13 protein-coding genes and 1 riboswitch are annotated in these 17,586 nt (G+C 66.5%); of the genes, 6 read left to right on the top strand and 7 right to left on the bottom strand.

Features of this window, described 5'->3' with window-relative positions; all coding sequences use genetic code 11:
- Nucleotides 1-50 precede the first annotated feature (50 nt).
- On the bottom strand, nucleotides 51-3,878 hold the full coding sequence (locus ACSFB7_RS13490; protein WP_435470808.1) for a DUF748 domain-containing protein: 3,828 nt from the start codon (nucleotides 3,876-3,878) through the stop codon (nucleotides 51-53).
- A 599-nt stretch (nucleotides 3,879-4,477) separates the two neighbouring features.
- On the opposite strand from ACSFB7_RS13490, the gene ACSFB7_RS13495 reads away from it, so the two are divergent.
- The 3 genes from ACSFB7_RS13495 (at nucleotide 4,478) to nrdR (ending at nucleotide 7,245) form a co-directional block, all read left to right on the top strand.
- Nucleotides 4,478-5,329, top strand: a complete 852-nt coding sequence (locus ACSFB7_RS13495; protein WP_435470810.1) for a lytic transglycosylase domain-containing protein — start codon at nucleotides 4,478-4,480, stop codon at nucleotides 5,327-5,329.
- 29 nt (nucleotides 5,330-5,358) lie between these two features.
- Nucleotides 5,359-5,484, top strand: a riboswitch (ZMP/ZTP riboswitch).
- Between the two features lie 38 nt (nucleotides 5,485-5,522).
- Nucleotides 5,523-6,767, top strand: a complete 1,245-nt coding sequence (glyA, locus tag ACSFB7_RS13500; protein ID WP_435470812.1) for a serine hydroxymethyltransferase — start codon at nucleotides 5,523-5,525, stop codon at nucleotides 6,765-6,767.
- A 34-nt stretch (nucleotides 6,768-6,801) separates the two neighbouring features.
- Entirely contained in the window at nucleotides 6,802-7,245 is a 444-nt protein-coding gene (nrdR, locus tag ACSFB7_RS13505; RefSeq protein ID WP_093246962.1) for a transcriptional regulator NrdR, read from the top strand.
- A gap of 49 nt (nucleotides 7,246-7,294) precedes the next feature.
- On the opposite strand, the gene ACSFB7_RS13510 is transcribed toward nrdR, so the two are convergent.
- The 6 genes from ACSFB7_RS13510 to pilV are packed head-to-tail and all read right to left on the bottom strand — an operon-like array spanning nucleotide 7,295 to nucleotide 14,431.
- A complete protein-coding gene (locus tag ACSFB7_RS13510) occupies nucleotides 7,295-7,867 on the bottom strand; it encodes a GspH/FimT family pseudopilin (RefSeq protein ID WP_435470814.1) in 573 nt (190 codons plus the stop codon).
- Entirely contained in the window at nucleotides 7,864-8,280 is a 417-nt protein-coding gene (locus ACSFB7_RS13515; RefSeq protein WP_435470816.1) for a type IV pilin protein, read from the bottom strand. Before ACSFB7_RS13515 ends, ACSFB7_RS13510 begins: the two co-directional genes overlap by 4 nt.
- Complete coding sequence (locus ACSFB7_RS13520; RefSeq protein ID WP_435470818.1) at nucleotides 8,277-12,206, bottom strand: pilus assembly protein; 3,930 nt, start codon at nucleotides 12,204-12,206, stop codon at nucleotides 8,277-8,279. Before ACSFB7_RS13520 ends, ACSFB7_RS13515 begins: the two co-directional genes overlap by 4 nt.
- Nucleotides 12,207-12,220: 14 nt before the next feature.
- Nucleotides 12,221-12,868, bottom strand: coding sequence for a pilus assembly PilX family protein (locus ACSFB7_RS13525; protein WP_435470820.1), 648 nt, complete (start codon nucleotides 12,866-12,868; stop codon nucleotides 12,221-12,223).
- A gap of 8 nt (nucleotides 12,869-12,876) precedes the next feature.
- Nucleotides 12,877-13,851 carry a PilW family protein gene (locus ACSFB7_RS13530; RefSeq protein ID WP_435470822.1) on the bottom strand — a complete coding sequence of 325 codons (975 nt, stop codon included), beginning with the start codon at nucleotides 13,849-13,851 and terminating at the stop codon, nucleotides 12,877-12,879.
- Nucleotides 13,838-14,431 (bottom strand): type IV pilus modification protein PilV, encoded by a 594-nt coding sequence (gene pilV, locus ACSFB7_RS13535; RefSeq protein ID WP_435470824.1) that lies wholly within the window; start codon nucleotides 14,429-14,431, stop codon nucleotides 13,838-13,840. The genes ACSFB7_RS13530 and pilV overlap by 14 nt, the downstream gene beginning before the upstream one ends.
- 168 nt (nucleotides 14,432-14,599) lie before the next feature.
- Between pilV and ribD the strand changes: the two genes are divergently transcribed.
- The 3 genes from ribD to ribBA are packed head-to-tail and all read left to right on the top strand — an operon-like array spanning nucleotide 14,600 to nucleotide 17,586.
- Entirely contained in the window at nucleotides 14,600-15,727 is a 1,128-nt protein-coding gene (gene ribD, locus ACSFB7_RS13540; RefSeq protein ID WP_435470826.1) for a bifunctional diaminohydroxyphosphoribosylaminopyrimidine deaminase/5-amino-6-(5-phosphoribosylamino)uracil reductase RibD, read from the top strand.
- A 42-nt stretch (nucleotides 15,728-15,769) separates the two neighbouring features.
- Nucleotides 15,770-16,435: a riboflavin synthase gene (locus ACSFB7_RS13545; RefSeq protein WP_435470828.1), complete on the top strand. Its 666-nt coding sequence runs from the start codon at nucleotides 15,770-15,772 to the stop codon at nucleotides 16,433-16,435.
- A complete protein-coding gene (gene ribBA, locus ACSFB7_RS13550) occupies nucleotides 16,432-17,586 on the top strand; it encodes a bifunctional 3,4-dihydroxy-2-butanone-4-phosphate synthase/GTP cyclohydrolase II (RefSeq protein WP_435470830.1) in 1,155 nt (384 codons plus the stop codon). Before ACSFB7_RS13545 ends, ribBA begins: the two co-directional genes overlap by 4 nt.

Genomic DNA, 17,586 nt, shown 5'->3' on the forward strand with positions numbered 1-17,586 from the left:
AACGGACTACATATATAGCAAGCTGAAGGAAAAAGCCAAGTCCCTGCCCTTCACTTCATGGTCAGGCTGAGTTCAGCGCCCGGCTTCCAGTCGGAGCCGCTGGCCGTGGTGCGCACCGCGCCGAGGAACAGGCGTTCGCTCGGCAGCTTCTGCGCAAGCAGGTAGTCGCGCACGGCGGCGCCACGCTCGACCGCCAGTTGCCGCATCGACTCTTCATCGACCGGCACGCTCGCAAGCAACAGGTTTTCCATTTCCTTGACGGGCAGGTCCTTGGCCAGGCCGACCATGTTGCGCGGCTTGGTGATGTCGGCACGCTTGTAGACGGCGGTCAGCAGCTCGGGGTATTCGGCGTCGGTGACCGGCGGCACGTCGGTGCCGGTCTGACCGCCGCGCACCGCGACGCGGCGCTTTTCGGCCAGGGTGAGCTGGCGCAGGCGCTGGCGCTGGTAGGCGTCGCGTTCCTTTTCGAGGCTGGAGGTGCCGACCACGGTCATCTGCAAGGTGGGCCGGTCGGTCAGCGCCTTCACGACCTTGCCCAGGCTCTCCTTGGCCGTGTCGCTGAGCGTCGAGCTGCCCGGCTCGAAGGTGATGGCGCTCGATTCGCCGCTGCCGCCGCCCAAACCGCCCGTGAGCAGGCTGAACGGCGCCGTGACCGCCTTGACGATCAGGTTAAGCACGGCCTTCCAGATCAGCGGGCCGACGCTGAACTGCGGGTCGTTGAGCGAGCCGCTGAGCGGCAGGTCGACGTCGATCACGCCGTTGCGGTCGGCCAGCAGGGCCACGGCCAGCTTCACGGGGAGGCTGGCGGGTGCGCCCGCCACTTCGTCGCCGAACTGCAGCTGGTTGAGCACCAGCTTGTTGGTGGCGGTCAGCTGACCATCGGGCGCCACCTTGTAGTTGACGTCCATGCTCATCTTGCCGCGCTCGATGCCGTGGCCGGCATAGCGCACCGAGTACGGCGACAGCGGCGCCAGATCGAGGTCGCGCATCTTGGCGGTGATGTCGAGTTCGAGCGGCTTGGCCAGCGGATTGAGCTTGCCGGTGATTTCCAGCGCCGCCGTCTGCTGCGCCTTGCCGCGCAGTTCGAGATCCGCCAGCGCAGGCCGGCCGCCCTCGCCCTTCGGCGGGTTCGACGAGAACGAGCTGAGCTTGCCGGTCAGCTCGCTGAGATCGGCCGAGTAGTTGGGCTTGACGAACAGGTCGGTGAAGTCGATCTTGCCGTTGACCAGGCTCATCGGGCCGAAGTTGATGACCGGTGCCAGGCCTGTGTCGGCGGCCTGTGCCGTGGCAACCGGTGCGGCCGCCGCAGGCTTGGCGGGCTCGGGCGCCCCGCCGACCATGGCTTCGGCCGGCACCGGCGCGCCGCCCGTCGGCTTCGGTGGCGCCGCACGGGTCGCGGTGGTGGTGGTCGTACCGCCGGGGCCCTTGCGGGTGCTGGCTTGGCCAGCGGCCGCTGCGGCGGCGTTGGCTTCGGCCTCGCCCTTCTTGGTCAGGTTCAGCAGGTTGAGCCGGCCGGTGGGGTCGACGATCACGCGGGCGAAGAAGTCGGTCAGCGTGGTTTCGCGCACATCGACCACCGGCGCGGCATTGGGCGCCATGCTGACCTGCAGGCCGCGCAGGCTCAGGGTCTTCCAGCTCAGCAACTGGTTGTTGTTGCGGTCGAAGCCGGGCGACTGGGTGAGCGAAACGCTGTTGGCGCGGAAGTCGTCGAGCGCGGTGTCGCCGGCCAGCTTGACGCTCATGCCCGCCGGGGTGGTCGCGTAGCGCACCGTGCCGCGATAGCTGGCGAAGGCGCGGCGGATGTCGACATTGAGCGCATCGGCGTAATAGGCCTTGAAGGCATGCGCGGGGAAGGACGCAATCTCCAGATGTCCTTCAGCGGCCAGCGGCTTCAGCACGAGGTTGCCCTTGTAGTCGAAGCGCCCCGGATCAGCCGAGCGGCCTGCGGAACCGATGCGCCCCGACACCTGCAGCGGCGAGACGGTGTTGGTGTCCGGCGCGATCTTCTGGGCATTGAGCTTGAAGGCGGTGATCTCGACCGCCACCGGCGTCGTGCTCGCCTTGTCTGAATAAGAGAGGCTGCCGTTGTCGACCGCCACGGTGCCGATGGTCAGCGCCCACGGCTTGGTGTTGGCGCCGGGCTGCGGCGCCTGTGCGGCAGCAGGCTTGGGCGCGGCCACCTTGGCTTCGGCTTCCTTGGAGCTGCCGCCGGCCGGTGTCTTGAGCCAGCGCTCGAACATCCAGCGCTTTTCGTTGTCGCGCTCGATGCGCACCTTGGGATTGGTCGCGGTGAACGAAGCCACATTCAGTGTGTGCTTGGTCATGTCGACTTCAGCGTCGACCAGCTCGAAGCGGCCGACACTGGCCAGCGCGGTCTTGGACTGGGTCAGCGCCAGCCCATCGGCCGACAGGCGGCGCGCCTTGAACTTGAGGTCGGGCTGGGCCCAGGCAATGTCGATCTGGCCGCTGAGCTTGCCGTCCAGCGTGGGCTCCAGGCTCTGCGCCAGATAGGGCGCAGCGAGCGACAGCGGCAGCGCATCGACCTCGGTCTGCACGTCGGCCACCTTGTCGGTCGCGCTGCCCTTGAACTTGAGGCTGGCGCCGGCGATGGCGGTGCTGCCGTTGAACTCGGCCGGCTTTTCCATCGGCCAGGTGACGCCGGTGACGTCGACACCGAGTTCGGTCAGGTCGACCGCCGCAGTGGGCTTGACGGTTTCGTCTCGCCAGCCGATGCGCCCGCCGCTCAGGGCAACCTTGTCGACCTGCACCTTCAGCATCGGTTTTTCGGCGGGCTTGCCGGCGGGCGCGCTGGCCGCGGCAGCAGGCAAAGGCGCCGCCTTTTCGGTCGCCCCGGTGGCCGGGTCTGTGGCCAGCAGGTTGAGCTTGCCGGCCGCGTCGCGGGCGACCGCCAGTTGCGGGTTGACCAGACCGATCTCGCTCAGATGAAACACCGACTCCAGCGGCCGCACGTCGGCCAGCACCAGCTTGAGCGACTCGAAGCCCAGCAGGTCACGACCACGCGCATCGGCCACCTTGGTGGTGTGCGCCTCGACAGTGCCGGTGATCTTCAGGCCCGTTGCGGCGCCCTGCTCGAAACCGATCTTCAGGTCGGCATCCAGGCTGCCCGCCTGCAGGCGCACCGGCAGGCCGCCGGGGATGTACCCGAGGTATGGCACCAGGTCGAGGCCCTTGAACTGCACGTGGGCGTCGGTCTTGCGGCTCTCCGAAAAGGGCGCCGTGAAAGCGGCCGAGTCGAACTTGCTGCCGTTCAGCGTGAAGGCCAGCTTGGGCTCGGTGTTGATGTCGCGCTTGGAGGCGAGGTTGCTCAGGAAAGGCACCTTGAGCACGAAGTCGCGCAGTTCGTGCTTGCGCTTGACGGTCTGGTCGTCGAAATCGACCGAGCCGCCATTGATCGCGATGTTGTAGATGGCAAAGCGCGCCGGCTTGGCATTGGGGTCGGGCGGCGGGCCGGCCGAGAGCTTGGCCAGGATGTCGTCGATGTCGTACTTGCCGTCGGCCTGGTGCGTGAGCAGGATGGCGGGGCCGTCGATCGTGACAGCATCAATCACCGGCGCGAGGCGGAAGATCGACTGCAGCTCCGCATCTGCGTAGATGCGCTGGATGGCCACTTGCGGCTTGCTGCCGTCGGCGGTGGCAATGCGCAGGTCGTTCAGCGTGAGCTCGAGCGTCCAGGGTTTGAAGTCGATCTTGCCGACCGTGACCTGCCGGCCGAGCTTCTCGCTCGCGATCTTCTGAATCTGGCTCTTCGCGATCGGAGGCACCGCCAACCAGGCGATGACCCAGAAGGCCAGCAGAACCAGCACCGCGACGATCCCACGTCGCACCCATTTGTTTTGTTTGATCGAAGCTACGTCCATCGCCGGAGTGTGCCGCAAACAGGTGCGAATGCAGAAACAAGAAAGCCCGGTGATTCGACTGAGTGCCTCATCACCGGGCTTGATGGCGGGCATAAGACCCATGCCATCGATTCGCGCGACCGGAAGTCAATGGTTCCTGTCGTGCTGGCAGCAAGAGATTGCCACCGTGGATCCTCGGTCGTTCGAGCCTTTGACTTGCACCTCTGGCTACCGGACCTCGGAAAAACGCCTGAAACCTCAGGCCCGTTCAGATTAGGTGCCGCACCCTCGCATTGCAAATCGAATCTTTTCAGGGCTTTCCCGTAAGCCTAAACACCTCAGTCACGGTCGATTTTTTAAGTAACTATTAGCATAAGAAATCAATTCCTTATGCTTGACCGGGTATTTAGCCACGCTAGAATCCGCCTGCCTTCGCTGCCAGACGCAGCAAGGCCTCCCCTGAATCCGCTGCCGAACTCCCCCGGCTTGATCAGGTCACCGCGCTCCTAACCCCTCCTTCCATGCGCGGAACCTGATTCGTACCAATCCAAGCGCCGTTGCCTTCATCCCTCGCCTGCTCCAGGCGTTGCGACGCGGGTGCCGCACAGAAAGGAAGAGCGATGAACAAGGCGTTTGATGCCACAGCCCGCGGGCTACGGACCTTTGTGTCCGATGTGGCAGACGGCTTTTTTGAAATCACCCATAACGGGTTTGCACTGGTCGGTCTGGCCATCGTGTTCGCGGCCCTCGCCCTCGTGGCGAGGCCCGATCTGCGCAAGACCGGCGAGGAACAATTGATGGGCTGGCTGCAGTCGCGCAAGCCTGCGCCTGAAGTCACCGACCTCGAGCCCACCGCCATCGAGCGCACCACGGCCGCGAGCCCTGGCGACCTGCCCAAGCAGCAGGCCGCCGTCGCGTACTGGCTCAGCAAGAAGTACAGCGTCGCGGCCGAGCCGCTGAGCGTGCTCGTGGCAGAGGCCTACAACATCGGCAAGCGCACCAAGCTCGACCCGACGCTGATCCTGGCCATCATGGCCGTGGAATCCAGCTTCAATCCCTTTGCCCAGAGCCATGTCGGCGCCCAGGGCCTGATGCAGGTCATGACGCGCGTGCACGGCGACAAGTACGAAAGCGCGGGCGGCACGCTCACCGCCTTCGACCCGGTGACGAACATGCGCGTCGGCGTGAAGGTGCTGCAGGAATGCATCTCCCGAGCCGGCTCGCTCGAAGGCGGCCTGCGCTACTACGTGGGCGCGGCCAACCTCGAGGACGACGGCGGTTACGCCAGCAAGGTGATGGCCGAGCACGAGCGGCTGCTGCAGGTTGCCAACGGCCGTGCGCCGTCGGTGCTGCCACCCCGCACGACCGTGCGCGCGCAGCCGATGCCCGTCGTGGCGCCAACGCCGGCGCCGATCAAGGCCGAAGAAGGCTCGGAGCCCGCCAAGGTCGCCCTGCTTTCCGCTGTTTCCTGAAGGCCTTGTGGCCGGGTGTGCGCTACACTCGGCCGGTACGCGACTGGCGATAGGCGCAGCACCCTAGAAAGGTGCCACGCGCTGACGTGGAATACCACTGGGAAGCGTGCCGCCTGACCACAACAGGCGTTCAGCCGTTCGCCTGGGCAGCCCTTGTTTGGTTGAACAAGGACCTCGTCTTCAAAGGACTGCCATGTACCAACGCAATATCCTGGTCGAACAGACCGACCCCGAAATCTGGGCCGCAATTCAAGCCGAAAACGCGCGCCAGGAACATCACATCGAGCTGATCGCCAGCGAGAACTACGCCTCGCCGGCCGTCATGGCCGCCCAGGGCTCGCAGCTCACCAACAAGTACGCCGAAGGCTACCCGGGCAAGCGCTACTACGGCGGCTGCGAACACGTCGACGTGGCCGAGCAACTGGCCATCGACCGCATCAAGCAGATCTTCGGTGCCGACGCCGCCAACGTGCAGCCGCATTGCGGCGCCTCGGCCAATGAAGCCGTGATGCTGGCCTTCCTGAAGCCCGGCGACACCATCATGGGCATGAGCCTGGCCGAAGGCGGCCACCTGACCCACGGCATGCCCCTGAACATGAGCGGCAAGTGGTTCAACGTGGTGAGCTACGGCCTGGACGCCAACGAAGCCATCGACTACGACGCAATGGAACGCAAGGCGCATGAGCACATGCCCAAGCTGATCATCGCGGGCGCCTCGGCCTATTCGCTGCACATCGACTTCGAGCGCTTCGCCAAGGTGGCCAAGGACGTCGGCGCGATCTTCATGGTCGACATCGCCCACTACGCCGGCCTCGTGGCCGCGGGCGTGTACCCCAACCCGGTGCCGCACGCCGACATCGTGACCTCGACCACGCACAAGAGCCTGCGCGGTCCGCGCGGCGGCATCATCCTGATGAAGTCGCAGCACGAGAAAGCCATCAACAGCGCGATCTTCCCCGGCCTGCAAGGCGGCCCGCTGATGCACGTGATCGCCGCCAAGGCCGTCGCGTTCAAGGAGGCGATGGCGCCCGAGTTCAAGGCTTACCAGCAACAAGTGGTCAAGAACGCCAAGATCGTGGCCGACACCCTCACCCAGCGCGGCCTGCGCATCGTGAGCGGACGCACCGAAAGCCACCTGATGCTGGTCGACCTGCGCGCCAAGGGCATCACCGGCAAGGAAGCCGAAGCCGTGCTGGGCAGCGCCCACATGACGATCAACAAGAACGCGATCCCCAACGACCCTGAAAAGCCGATGGTCACCAGCGGCGTGCGCATCGGCACCCCCGCCATGACCACGCGCGGCTTCAAGGACGAAGAGGCCCGCATCACCGCGAACCTGATCGCCGACGTGCTCGAGAACCCGCGCGACGCGGCGAACATCGACGCGGTGCGCGCCAAGGTGCATGCGCTGACGAGCCGGTTCCCGGTCTACCGCTGAACCCCGAAGCTGCTCCCGGCATCGTGATGGCCGCATGAAGTGCCCTTTCTGCGGTCATCTTGAAACGCAGGTCGTCGAGACCCGCGTGTCGGAAGATGCCGATTTCGTCCGCAGGCGCCGCCAGTGCAGCGCCTGCGACAAGCGCTTCACCACCTACGAACGGCCCGACGTCAATTTTCCGGTCGTCGTCAAGAAGGACGGCAGCCGCGCCGACTTCGATTCGAGCAAGGTGCGCGCCTCGATGATGCTGGCGCTGCGCAAGCGGCCGGTGAGCATCGAGCAGATCGACAACGCCCTGTTGCGCATCGAACAGAAACTGCTGGCCAGCGGCCTGCGCGAAATCGACTCGACCAAGGTCGGCGAACTCGTGATGCGCGAACTCAAGCGCATGGACAAGGTGGCTTACGTGCGCTTTGCCTCGGTGTACCGCAGCTTCGAGGACGTGGACGAGTTCAGGCAGTTGCTGCGGGACATCTGAGCCGGCGCGCGGCTTCGCGTGACCTCGCTTCACGCCGCGTCATGCCGCGTCAGGCACCTTCTTCCTCCCTCGCGCCTCCCTTGCCGCACGCACCTGTGCCGCAATCTCCTCGCCGATCCGGGTCGCAAACCCGGGTCCGGCCTGATCCGGACACGATGATCGATGCCCGGCGACCGGTCTGTGCCTTCAGCGTGAGACATCCGGCCCTGAAAGCCCCGCTGGATGCCCGACGGGAAAATCCGTTGCTGTCATAGCGCAGGCCCTGCGCGAATCCGTCTCCGAGCGCTGCATCGACGCTCACGCCCTCCGGCAACCGCTCGAAACTTCGCAATGTCTGAAGCGAGGACTCCGGCCCGGCCAGCACGGACCAGCCACTGGCCCAGTCGTTGCCCGCCAACGCAAGCACCCTGACACTCTGCGAGCGCTGGATGGCTTCCATGCGCGCCAGGCTCAACGCGGAACTGAAGCCCTGCGCTGCGGCCGCCAGACGCTGATTGATCAGCAGGTCGCGAAAGCTCGGCACACCGATGGTCGCCACCACGGCGACGATGGCCACGACGACCATCAGCTCGACCAGCGTGAAGCCGCCCAAACGCTTCGCGCTGCGCAAGAACGTCTTCACTGCCAGCACCTGCCGCGCGGCAGGCCATCGCACCCCTTGCCGCCCTTGCTGTCGATCCAGAACTTGCCGACCCGTGGATCGGAGAGGCCGGCCTTCAGGTTCGCCGTGAGCCGGACGCAGCTTTCGATGTTGCCGTGCCCCTCGCAATTGCCGCTTTCGACGGTGTACTTGCCACCCGCGCCGCCGTTGCCCGAATCGCCTTCGTAGGCGTGGTAGCGGCCGACCTGGGTGAAGTGGCGCTCCTGGTGCTGCATCTGCTGCATCAGCGCGGACCGTGCTTCGCTGTGCCAGCTCTTGCGCACGAAGTCCATGTACGACGGATAGGAAATGGCCGCCAGGATGGCAACGATGGCGAGCACGATCATGACCTCGATCAACGTGAACCCGCGACGGCGCGATGCTGCTGTGCTCATTTTTTTCTTGCTCCCTGGTAATCGATGACCTGCCGCCAATTGAGGCGCCCCGCGACTTGCGCGGCCTTGCCGTCAGCTACAGGCCGCGCCGTCGAGACACCGCCCCGGGTGCCCAGCCTGACGACAGCCAGCCGCCGTGTTGCCGACCGGCGGCCGAAAGAGTCGGTCGCGCTGTAGCCGGCCTCGCCCAGCTGCAGCAAGTGCGCCGTGCCCGGCCGGCCCGCATCTGAAGGCTCGCAGGTGCCGCCCTTCGAGAGTCCGGTCATCGCGTTGACCGCACAACTGCGCCCGCCGCCGTCGCCGCCGCACGCGCTGGGCTTGGGGATCAGCGTGTTGAAGAACAGATGGCCATCGCTCAGCAGCGGCCTGGACACCAGTCGCTCGCCCTGATCAGGTGACGCCGGCAGATCGAAGTACCAGCCGCGCCGGCTGACCGTCTTGGGGTCGAAAGCGCCGTACACGAACGCATCGCCCGTGATGGACGGGAGCATCTCTCCCGTCGCAACGGCCGCCTTGCGCGATTGAAGCTGCGTGCGCGCAGCACCGGCCGGAATGGCAGTGCCGCTGTCGAACACGGCGTACATGGTCTGCAGCCCGTGGTTCGAGCGAGCCAGGTCTTCCGGGCTCACGAACTTCCCGGTGCCGAAAAGCACGATGGCGTCGCCGTCCGGCCCCACGCCGACTTCCGGCTGCACGGTGATCGGCTGGCGCCTGGCAACCGCACCGCCCTCGCCCATCGCAACCATCAGGGGATGGCCCTTGAACCCCAATGCGTTGCCCTCGCTCCACGGCGCGTTGCCGGTGAAGTCGAACTTCCACAGGTTGGCCTGGGTATCGCCGGCATAGAGAAAGCGCGTGGCGCCATCTGCGGCCGCATAGTCGCCCGGCACGCTCAATGCGTTCACGATGGCGTTGTCGGCCGCACGCGGCAGGACGATCTTGTGATAGTTGACGCCCCGCGCCCACGAAGCACCGACGGGCTTGTCCAGCGAGAGCAGGAACAGCGCGGCACGCTTGTCAGGATTGGCGTTGTTGAAACCCGAAGGCACGACGGCAAACCAGCCGTAGGTGGCAGCGCCCGCGCGGGTCGCCGCCGAGGTGCGGAACTTCAGAATGCGCGGTGCCTGCGTCAGGTGGCCCATGTCCGCGTCATCCGCACCGCTGAACTCCCACATCACCTTGTCCGCGGAGAAAGCCGAAGGGTCGGTCACATCGAGTGCGAAGACGCCGGTGGCCCCACCGCCTGTGCCGGAGACCAGAACGGTCCTCTGCGTGCCATGGGCTGCCGGCGCTTCGCCGACCACCGGCGGGCCGTCGGCCTCGCTTTGATGGATGTAGTCGGGCGAGGTGTAAGCGGCCAGCTTGGGCAGCAAGCTGCGGGGCACATAGGCAAACAGTTCTTCACCCGTTCGGGCGGAGAACGCATGCAGCATGCCGTCGTTGGCGCCGACATACACGGCCGCCTGCCGGCCTTGCCGCGCACCCACGAACAAGGGAATGGAGTGGGCGATGTCGCCCATGACCGAATCGCGAACACGGAACATGCCGTCCGGACTCGACAGCTCCTTGCGCCGATCTCCCCGCAGATAGGCCAGCCGCTCGGGCCCGAAGGCGTCTGACGCTGCAGGCTCGGCATAGGGCGTTGCACTCAGGTGGCCACGAAGGGTCGTATCGAGCGCCGCCCATACGAACGACACGCCCACCCCGCCCGTCGAGAGGCTGAAGATGCGCCTGTCGGCCGGATCGCGCGCGGCCACCGGCGGCTGGGCTGTCGCACGGCCGGTCAACAGGGCGCCGGCGTCCCAGTCGGGCCGCTCGCCGCGCTGCACCTTGCCTGTGGCCGCATCAAGGGCAAGCGGATACGACAGCAGCGTGCCCGCCCACCGGCGCCCACCAGACTGTGCAAGGTAGACATTGGCGCCCGCCTGCGTGAGCCGGTCCGACGACACCGCGCCGCTCGTCACACCGCGATCCGATGGCATGGCCGCCTGCTGGAAGACCCTGCGGATCGCCGACGCCATTTGCTGCGGGTCACTCGCCATGAAGTAGTTCGAGGGCATCGGTTGCCCGTCCGCATCAAGGCCGTCTGCCCACTCGGCGTTGCTGCTCACGTCCGGCCGCCTGACACCATCGGACGCCCGAAACGGATTGCCGTCGTCGTTGCTGTCCTCGAAGCCCCCGTACTTGGCAGCGAGGTAGAACGCGCTGCCGCGCTGCTTCTGCCGGACCGCACCGTCGCCGCCCTGCCCCAGGTCGATGGCGAAGGTCTGCACCCGGGCGTCCGGAAGATCGCCGCGAATCCGCTGCGTGCGTGCCCAGTACGCAAGGCCCGCCATGCCGAACGAGCCCCGGTCGGCGCCCGTGTCCGCAGCCGCCATGCTGCGCGACGTGAGCCGCGCGCCGCCTTTGTAGTTGAAGGCGGGCGGACCGCTGTTGCCGGTGGTCGTAAGGCCTGTCTTGCCGGACGGATGCGGATAGGAAAGCGCTTCCTTGTTCTCGAACGCGCCGATGAGGCTTGTCCAGTAGGCCGTGTCCGGCTCGTGGTCCGCGCTGTTGAAACCACGATCGAAATCCGCAGGCGAGCCGCCTCTGGGCAAACCGGGCAAGGATCGGTCGTGGTCCGTTTCCAGGTCACCGATCGCAAGGATGTGGTTTCTCTGGCAGCTCGCAGCGGTCGACTGGGTTCGCGCCAGTGCAGCCCAGTGATCGGTACCGTTGTAGACAGGGAGGCCGCCTTTGCGGGCGTCGTTGCCCGCAGCCAGACCTGCAGCGGCCTCAGGCGACGGCGGCTTGCCTTGCAGGTAACGCAGCGACTCGTAGTAAAGCTCGCCTGCAGGGTCGAACCTGTTGTAGCTGCCTTGCCGTGCGTCGCTGGGCCCGAACCGGTTGATGGCATTGACGACGCCGCTGAACGTTGCAGCGCCGTCCCGGGCAGCGGATGAAGACATCGGGTCGGCCTTGAAGACACCCGTGTCCGCATCCCACTCCGCCTGCACGTTGTTCACCCGGTCGAAGGCGGCATCGGTTTTCGTGGGCGCGGTGTGCTTCATGGGCGCGCGCAGCACACCGCCATAGCGCGCGGCGTCGTCGTCCTGCAGATAGCCAAAGACGGAAAAGCGCAGCCGCTCGGAATACGCCTGTATGGCCCCGATGGGCTTGTGATTGCCGCTGGGGTACTTGAAGCAGAGGGCACGGCGCGCGAGCGCCTCGTCGGGCGTGCAGACCTCCACGCGCGCGGCATAGGACGCGCTGGCAAGCCCCGGTCCGTATCGCTGGTCGCTCCCTGGTTCGCTGCAGGTGCCCGTGGCACTCGGGCCGATCAGCAGTTGGTCCAGGCAACTGTTGAAGTGGACCGTGTCCGTGGCGCGCACTCCTTCAGCACCACTCGCGACCAGCGGTGTGAGCTTGTCCAGGTTGCCCGTCAGTGCCTTGCCGGGAAAGTGACTGCTGCGATAGAACTCTTGCGGCAGCACCGCACGCTGCAGCACCGTTCGGTCGGGCAAGTCCACCACGCGATCTCCTCCGGTCAATGCAAGGCGCACCGAATCGAGAGAGGATGTCGCGGCCCAGTTCAGCAGATTGCCGCTCCATTGGTGACTGCAGACGATCGCTCCCCCACCGCCCTTCGTTGCTTTCGCCACGCGCTTGAAGTAGCCGTCAGAACTCGCGTAGAGATAGCAGCCCATCGGGTCCCAGTAGCCCGTATAGGTTTGGGTCCAGTCGAAGCGGCCCCGGTAGGCCGCGCCGGCATTCGCGGATTTGAGTGCGAGGTCGAGCACCACATGGGGATCGGCGTGCGACGCCAGCGAGGCGAGCGGCTCGTCCGGAAGAACCGCGTCCGGCGGCAGCGCGGATGTCGCGGCGTGTGCGCATTCTGCGGCGCAAAGAACCAAGGCAGCGATACCGGGAATCTGAAGACCACGCATGCGAGTTCCGCCGTTCATGAAGGACAGCCAGCGCTGGCTGCCGGTTTGTACAAACTGGTCTGCAGCACCACCTGTGTTTCCTCGCGCATGCCGTAGCCGATGGCCGTGACACGGAAGATGTAGCGGGCGTCGCTTGCGCTCGCGCTCGCGCTCTGGAGCTGATCGGCCTGCCACCCGCCGCGATGGCGAAGGGCTTCCACGATGTAGCGTGGCGCCCTCGCGGACAGCGCACCGGCACGCGAGCCGCGTGCGGCATCGCCGCTGAGGTAGTGCTGGCCGGTGAACGTGCCGTAGGCCACCGACTTGCCCGCATCGGCCGAGAAGTCGGCCGTCATCCAGGCCGGCTCGCTGCCGGGCTCGCTCGGCGCGCACAAGCCCTGGCGTTCGCCTTCGCCACCGCATCCGGCCATGAAGGCCGTTGCGTCCGCACTGCTGAAAAGACACAGGCGTTGTCGCGTGCTGTCGTTGGGCCCGAGCACATCGCTCTCGGCATCGACCAGCGCGGCCTCGGCGGCCTGGAACGCCACTTCGGTGTCGCGGTCGTTGCGCGCGCTGCGTTCGTTGACGAGCGACACCTGCGCAGCACCGATTCCCAGCACCGAGACAACGACCAGCATCAGCAGCACGACGATCAGCGAGAAACCATGCTGCGGGGATCGCACCGTCCGCCTCATGGCCGGGCATCTCTCGCGACGTTGCGCAGCATGACCGTGAAGGTCGCGACGCGTCGCAGCCGGCCATCGGGTTTGGGCTTGAAGCTCACATCGAAAAATGCTGGCCCCAGTGGATAGAGCAGTTCACCGGCCCGCCGGGGCCCACTGTTGTCGCGCGCGCTGCGCGCCACCATGCCGATGCGCAGCGCGACCACCTTGCGCCATTCGTCGTTGGTCTTCGCGGCAGTGGCGGCCTGCGCTTCGATCTGCATGGCATCGAGCCAGCGCTCGGGGACACCGTCACCGTTGCTGTCATGCCCGTAGACGACCTTGAACACTTCGATGCCGCGTGCCAGAGGCTCGGCCCTGAAGCTGCCTGTCTTGTCGCTGCGGTACTTGCAATAAAGCTCGGGCTCGCCGTCCGCGGCCTCGGTGACATAGAAGAAGCTCCAGGCACGGTCCGCGGACGTTGCACGGCCGGCGACGGGGCCCGGTTGCGCGAAGCCCATGCAATCGACCATGGTGCCGTCGGGCTCGGTGCCATCGCCTGCCGCACGGCTGCGGCCGAAGAAGCGCACGAGCAGCGAGTCACTGCCATTCACGCCCCGGCTGTTGTGCCGGCCGTAGCCGTTGCCGGTGGCGCCGACGCGGGTGTTGCTGGCGCCGACGATGTTCAGGTCGAGCGGATCGTCGGAGGACGCGAGCAGGTTCGCATTGCTTCCGCTGGCCGCCATGCCATCCGCATCGATGTGGTCGGGTGCGTAGTCGGCATAGCCCGCCTGCCGCACGATGCCTTTGACGACAAAGCCCGCGAACCTCAGCGAATCTTCGACCGCATGGGCTTCGTTGTCGGCATTGAACAACTGCCTGCTGCCAAGGAACGTGGCCGTGGCGGCGAGCACCAGCCCCAACGCGATGGCCACGGCGACCAGCAGTTCGACCAGCGTGACTCCGCGTTGCGACGCAGGCACCATGGGCTCACGAACCGGCATGGCCGTCGTCCGCTTGTCCCGGGACCAACTGCATCACGAGACGTGGCGCGCGCGTGGGCATCGGCGCCGTTTCGGCGAGCACGCGCGGTGTCCAGCCGAGCTTCACGACCACGTTGCGGCCCGTGTGGCTGCACGGCCATGCGTACTCGCCCGCCGCATCGTTCCACGGCGTTTCGTCGAAGCACACGCTGACACGGGCTTCGGGCAATGCCTTGGCAACCCGCTGCTTCCACTCGCGCATGTCCCAGCCCGCCAATTGCGCCGCGTTGCAGGATGCGCCCGATGCCACGCACATCCGGCCGGCAGAACCTGCATCGTTGCCCGAACCCGCCGCCCACTGCTCGACAAGGTAGGCATTGGCCGCGCTGTTGCTCGCGGCGACGCCCTTGTTCATGCGCGCCTTCTCCGACAGTTCGCGAACAAGGTTGACCGCCGCAGTGAATGTGGCGGCTTCGTTGCTCGTGCGCACCGAAGCCAGCAGCATGTGCAGCATGCCGAGCAAGCCCACGCTCAACACGACGATGGAAACGAGTACCTCCACGAGCGAAAAGCCCGCGCCTGAATGCTTCGATGAAGCCATGTATCGATGTCCTCCCTGTGCGCTTGCAACTCGAGTTGCTTCTTTGTTCCCGCCATCGGGCTTCGAGCCTAAGGGGCCATCCGCGCGGGCATGCGCGCCGTTCATCCGTGTTCGGATGCCGCTCGTATGATCCGGCGACACCGCTGTTAATTTTTCCCGCCAGGCCCCATGCCATCTCACAAACAAGACACACAGCACATCGCCACCGCGTTGCAACTGGCCGCTTCGGCGCTGCTGTTGACCGATCCGAATCCGCGCGTGGGCTGCGTGCTGTGCGATGCCGACGGCCGCGTGCTCGGCCAGGGCCACACGCAAAAAGCCGGCGGCCCGCATGCCGAAGTGATGGCGCTGCGCGATGCCGCAGCGCAAGGCCATTCGGTCGCCGGTGCCACGGCCTACGTCACGCTCGAGCCCTGCTCGCACCATGGCCGCACCGGCCCTTGCTGCGATGCGCTGATCGCGGCGGGGGTGCGGCGGGTCGTGGCATCGCTCGCCGACCCGAACCCGTTGGTGGCGGGACAAGGCTTCGAGCGCCTGCGCGCGGCGGGTGTCGAGGTGGAGGTCGGGCCCGGCGCAGCCGAATCGCGCGAACTGAACATCGGCTTCTTCAGCCGCATGGTCCGCAAGCAGCCGTGGGTGCGCCTGAAGGTCGCGGCCTCGCTCGACGGCAAGACCGGGCTGGACAACGGCGTGAGCCAATGGATCACGTCCGAAGCAGCCCGCGCCGACGGCCATGCCTGGCGGGCCAGGGCCAGCGCGGTGCTGACGGGCGTCGGCACCGTGCTCGAAGACAACCCGCGCCTTGACGTGCGCCTGGTGGACACCCCGCGCCAGCCGCATCTGGTGGTGGTGGACAGTCGACTCCAGACGCCGGTCGACGCTCATATATTCATAGCGGGTCGCCCAGTCTGGATCTACGCAGCCAGCCGCGACGAAGCCAAGGCCGCCGCGCTGGAAGCCCGTGGCGCCACGGTCACCTGCCTGCCCAACGCCGATGGCAAGGTCGACCTGCCCGCCCTGCTGAAGGACCTGGCGGCGCGCGGCGTCAACGAGCTGCACGTCGAATCGGGCCACAAGCTCAATGGGTCGATGCTGCGTGAAGGCTGCGTCGACGAGCTGCTGGTCTACATGGCTCCCAAGCTGATCGGCAAGGGGCTCGACATTGCAAGCCACCTGCACACGGGCGGTCCGCTGACCTCGCTGGCTGGCGCGCTGCCCCTGGAATTCAGGTCTGTCGACATGCTCGGGCCGGACCTTCGGATCGTGGCCCGGGTCGCCGGAAGGGACGCGTTCTAGCGTTTACCCCGAACGCCCCTCGTTCTCTGCGAAAATGTGCGAATGTTCACCGGAATCATCACCGGCGTGGGGCGCATCGTCGCCATTCACGACCTCGGCACCTCCTCCTCCTTTGGCAAAAGACTCAGCATTGCGGTGCCCGACGGGTATCTCGATGACGTGGGGCTCGGCGACAGCATCGCGCTCAACGGCGCCTGCATGACCGTCACCACGCTCCTGCCCGAGCGACAGCAGTTCACCATCGACATTTCCGCCGAATCGCTCGACAAGACCGCCGGCCTGACCGACGAAGGCAGCCGCATCAACCTCGAGAAGGCATTGCGCGCCAGCGACCGGCTCGGCGGGCACATCGTGGCCGGCCATGTGGACGGCATCGGCACCGTGAGCTTTTTCGAGCCGGTCGGCGAAAGCTGGGAGCTGCGCGTGGTCGCGCCGCCCGCCCTCGCCCGCTTCCTCGCCTACAAGGGCTCCATCACCATCAACGGCGTGAGCCTCACGGTCAACACCGTGAAAGACATCGAAGGCGGCGCCGAGATCAGCATCAACCTGATCCCGCACACCGTCGAAAACACCTCCCTCGGCGGCCTGAAGGCCGGCTCGAAGATCAACCTGGAAATCGATACCGTGGCGCGCTACGTGGAGCGCATGCTCCAGGCCGGCGTGCTGGTGCCGCCGACCGCCCCGTATTCCAAGGACACAGCCGAATGAACGCCTCCGTCACGCCCATCGGCGCCCCCCGCACCGCGCGCGCCCCCGCACCGATCGCCTCGGTCGAGGAAATCGTGGCCGAGCTTGCCGCCGGCCGCATGGTGATCCTGGTCGATGAGGAAGACCGCGAGAACGAAGGCGACATCGTCATCGCCGCCGACCACATCACGCCCGAAGCCATCAACTTCATGGCGCGCCACGCGCGCGGCCTGATCTGCCTGACGCTCTCGCGCGAGATGTGCGAGCGGCTGCAACTGCCGCCGATGGTCCAGCGCAACGGCGCCAAGCACTCGACCGCCTTCACGGTGTCGATCGAAGCCGCCGAAGGCGTGACCACCGGCATCTCGGCCGCCGACCGCTCGCGCACCGTGCAAGCCGCCGTCGCGCCCAACGCCGTGGCCGCCGACCTGGTGCAGCCCGGCCACATCTTCCCGCTGCAGGCGGTGGACGGCGGCGTGCTCATGCGCGCCGGCCACACCGAAGCCGGCTGCGACCTCGCCGCCATGGCCGGCTGCTCGCCCGCTTCGGTGATCTGCGAGGTGATGAACGAAGACGGCACCATGGCCCGCCTTCCCGACCTGCAGGTCTTCGCGGCCGAGCACGACATCAAGATCGGCACCATCGCCGCGCTGATCGAGCACAGGAGCCGCGTCGAAACGCTGGTCGAAAAAGTCGGCTGCCGCGAAATCCAGACTGCCTGGGGTGCCTTCACCGCCCACGCCTTCATCGACAAGCCCAGCCGCGGCGTTCACCTCGCGCTGGTGCGCGGCAAGTGGGCGCCCGAAGACACGGTGTCGGTGCGCGTGCACGAGCCGCTGTCGGTGCTCGACGCGCTCGAAATCAACCGCTCGCTGCACTCGTGGAGCCTGGACGCCAGCCTCTCGCACATCGCGACCGAAGGCAAGGGCGTGGCCGTGCTGCTGAACTGCGGCGAATCGGCCGCCGAGTTGCTGGCCCAGTTCGACGGCACCGCGCGTCCCGCGCAAGCGCCCGAGCGCGGCCGCATGGACCTGCGCAGCTACGGCATCGGCGCGCAGATCCTGCGCGAATGCGGCGTGCACAAGATGAACCTGCTCGGCACGCCGCGTCGCATGCCGAGCATGGCTGCGGGCTACGGCCTCGAAATTGCCGGCTACCTCACGAAAGACTGA

Source organism: Variovorax raffinosi, from assembly GCF_051216615.1.
Lineage (GTDB): Bacteria > Pseudomonadota > Gammaproteobacteria > Burkholderiales > Burkholderiaceae_C > Variovorax.

Excerpts from the sequence above, each read along its gene's own strand:
- ACSFB7_RS13530 (WP_435470822.1), bottom strand. The coding sequence starts at position 13,851 with ATGCCGGTTCGTGAGCCCATGGTGCCTGCGTCGCAACGCGGAGTCACG.
- ACSFB7_RS13545 (WP_435470828.1), top strand. The coding sequence starts at position 15,770 with ATGTTCACCGGAATCATCACCGGCGTGGGGCGCATCGTCGCCATTCAC.
- ACSFB7_RS13520 (WP_435470818.1), bottom strand. The coding sequence starts at position 12,206 with ATGCGTGGTCTTCAGATTCCCGGTATCGCTGCCTTGGTTCTTTGCGCC.
- ribD (WP_435470826.1), top strand. The coding sequence starts at position 14,600 with ATGCCATCTCACAAACAAGACACACAGCACATCGCCACCGCGTTGCAA.
- nrdR (WP_093246962.1), top strand. The coding sequence starts at position 6,802 with ATGAAGTGCCCTTTCTGCGGTCATCTTGAAACGCAGGTCGTCGAGACC.
- ribBA (WP_435470830.1), top strand. The coding sequence starts at position 16,432 with ATGAACGCCTCCGTCACGCCCATCGGCGCCCCCCGCACCGCGCGCGCC.
- glyA (WP_435470812.1), top strand. The coding sequence starts at position 5,523 with ATGTACCAACGCAATATCCTGGTCGAACAGACCGACCCCGAAATCTGG.
- ACSFB7_RS13490 (WP_435470808.1), bottom strand. The coding sequence starts at position 3,878 with ATGGACGTAGCTTCGATCAAACAAAACAAATGGGTGCGACGTGGGATC.
- ACSFB7_RS13495 (WP_435470810.1), top strand. The coding sequence starts at position 4,478 with ATGAACAAGGCGTTTGATGCCACAGCCCGCGGGCTACGGACCTTTGTG.
- pilV (WP_435470824.1), bottom strand. The coding sequence starts at position 14,431 with ATGGCTTCATCGAAGCATTCAGGCGCGGGCTTTTCGCTCGTGGAGGTA.
- ACSFB7_RS13515 (WP_435470816.1), bottom strand. The coding sequence starts at position 8,280 with ATGAGCACAGCAGCATCGCGCCGTCGCGGGTTCACGTTGATCGAGGTC.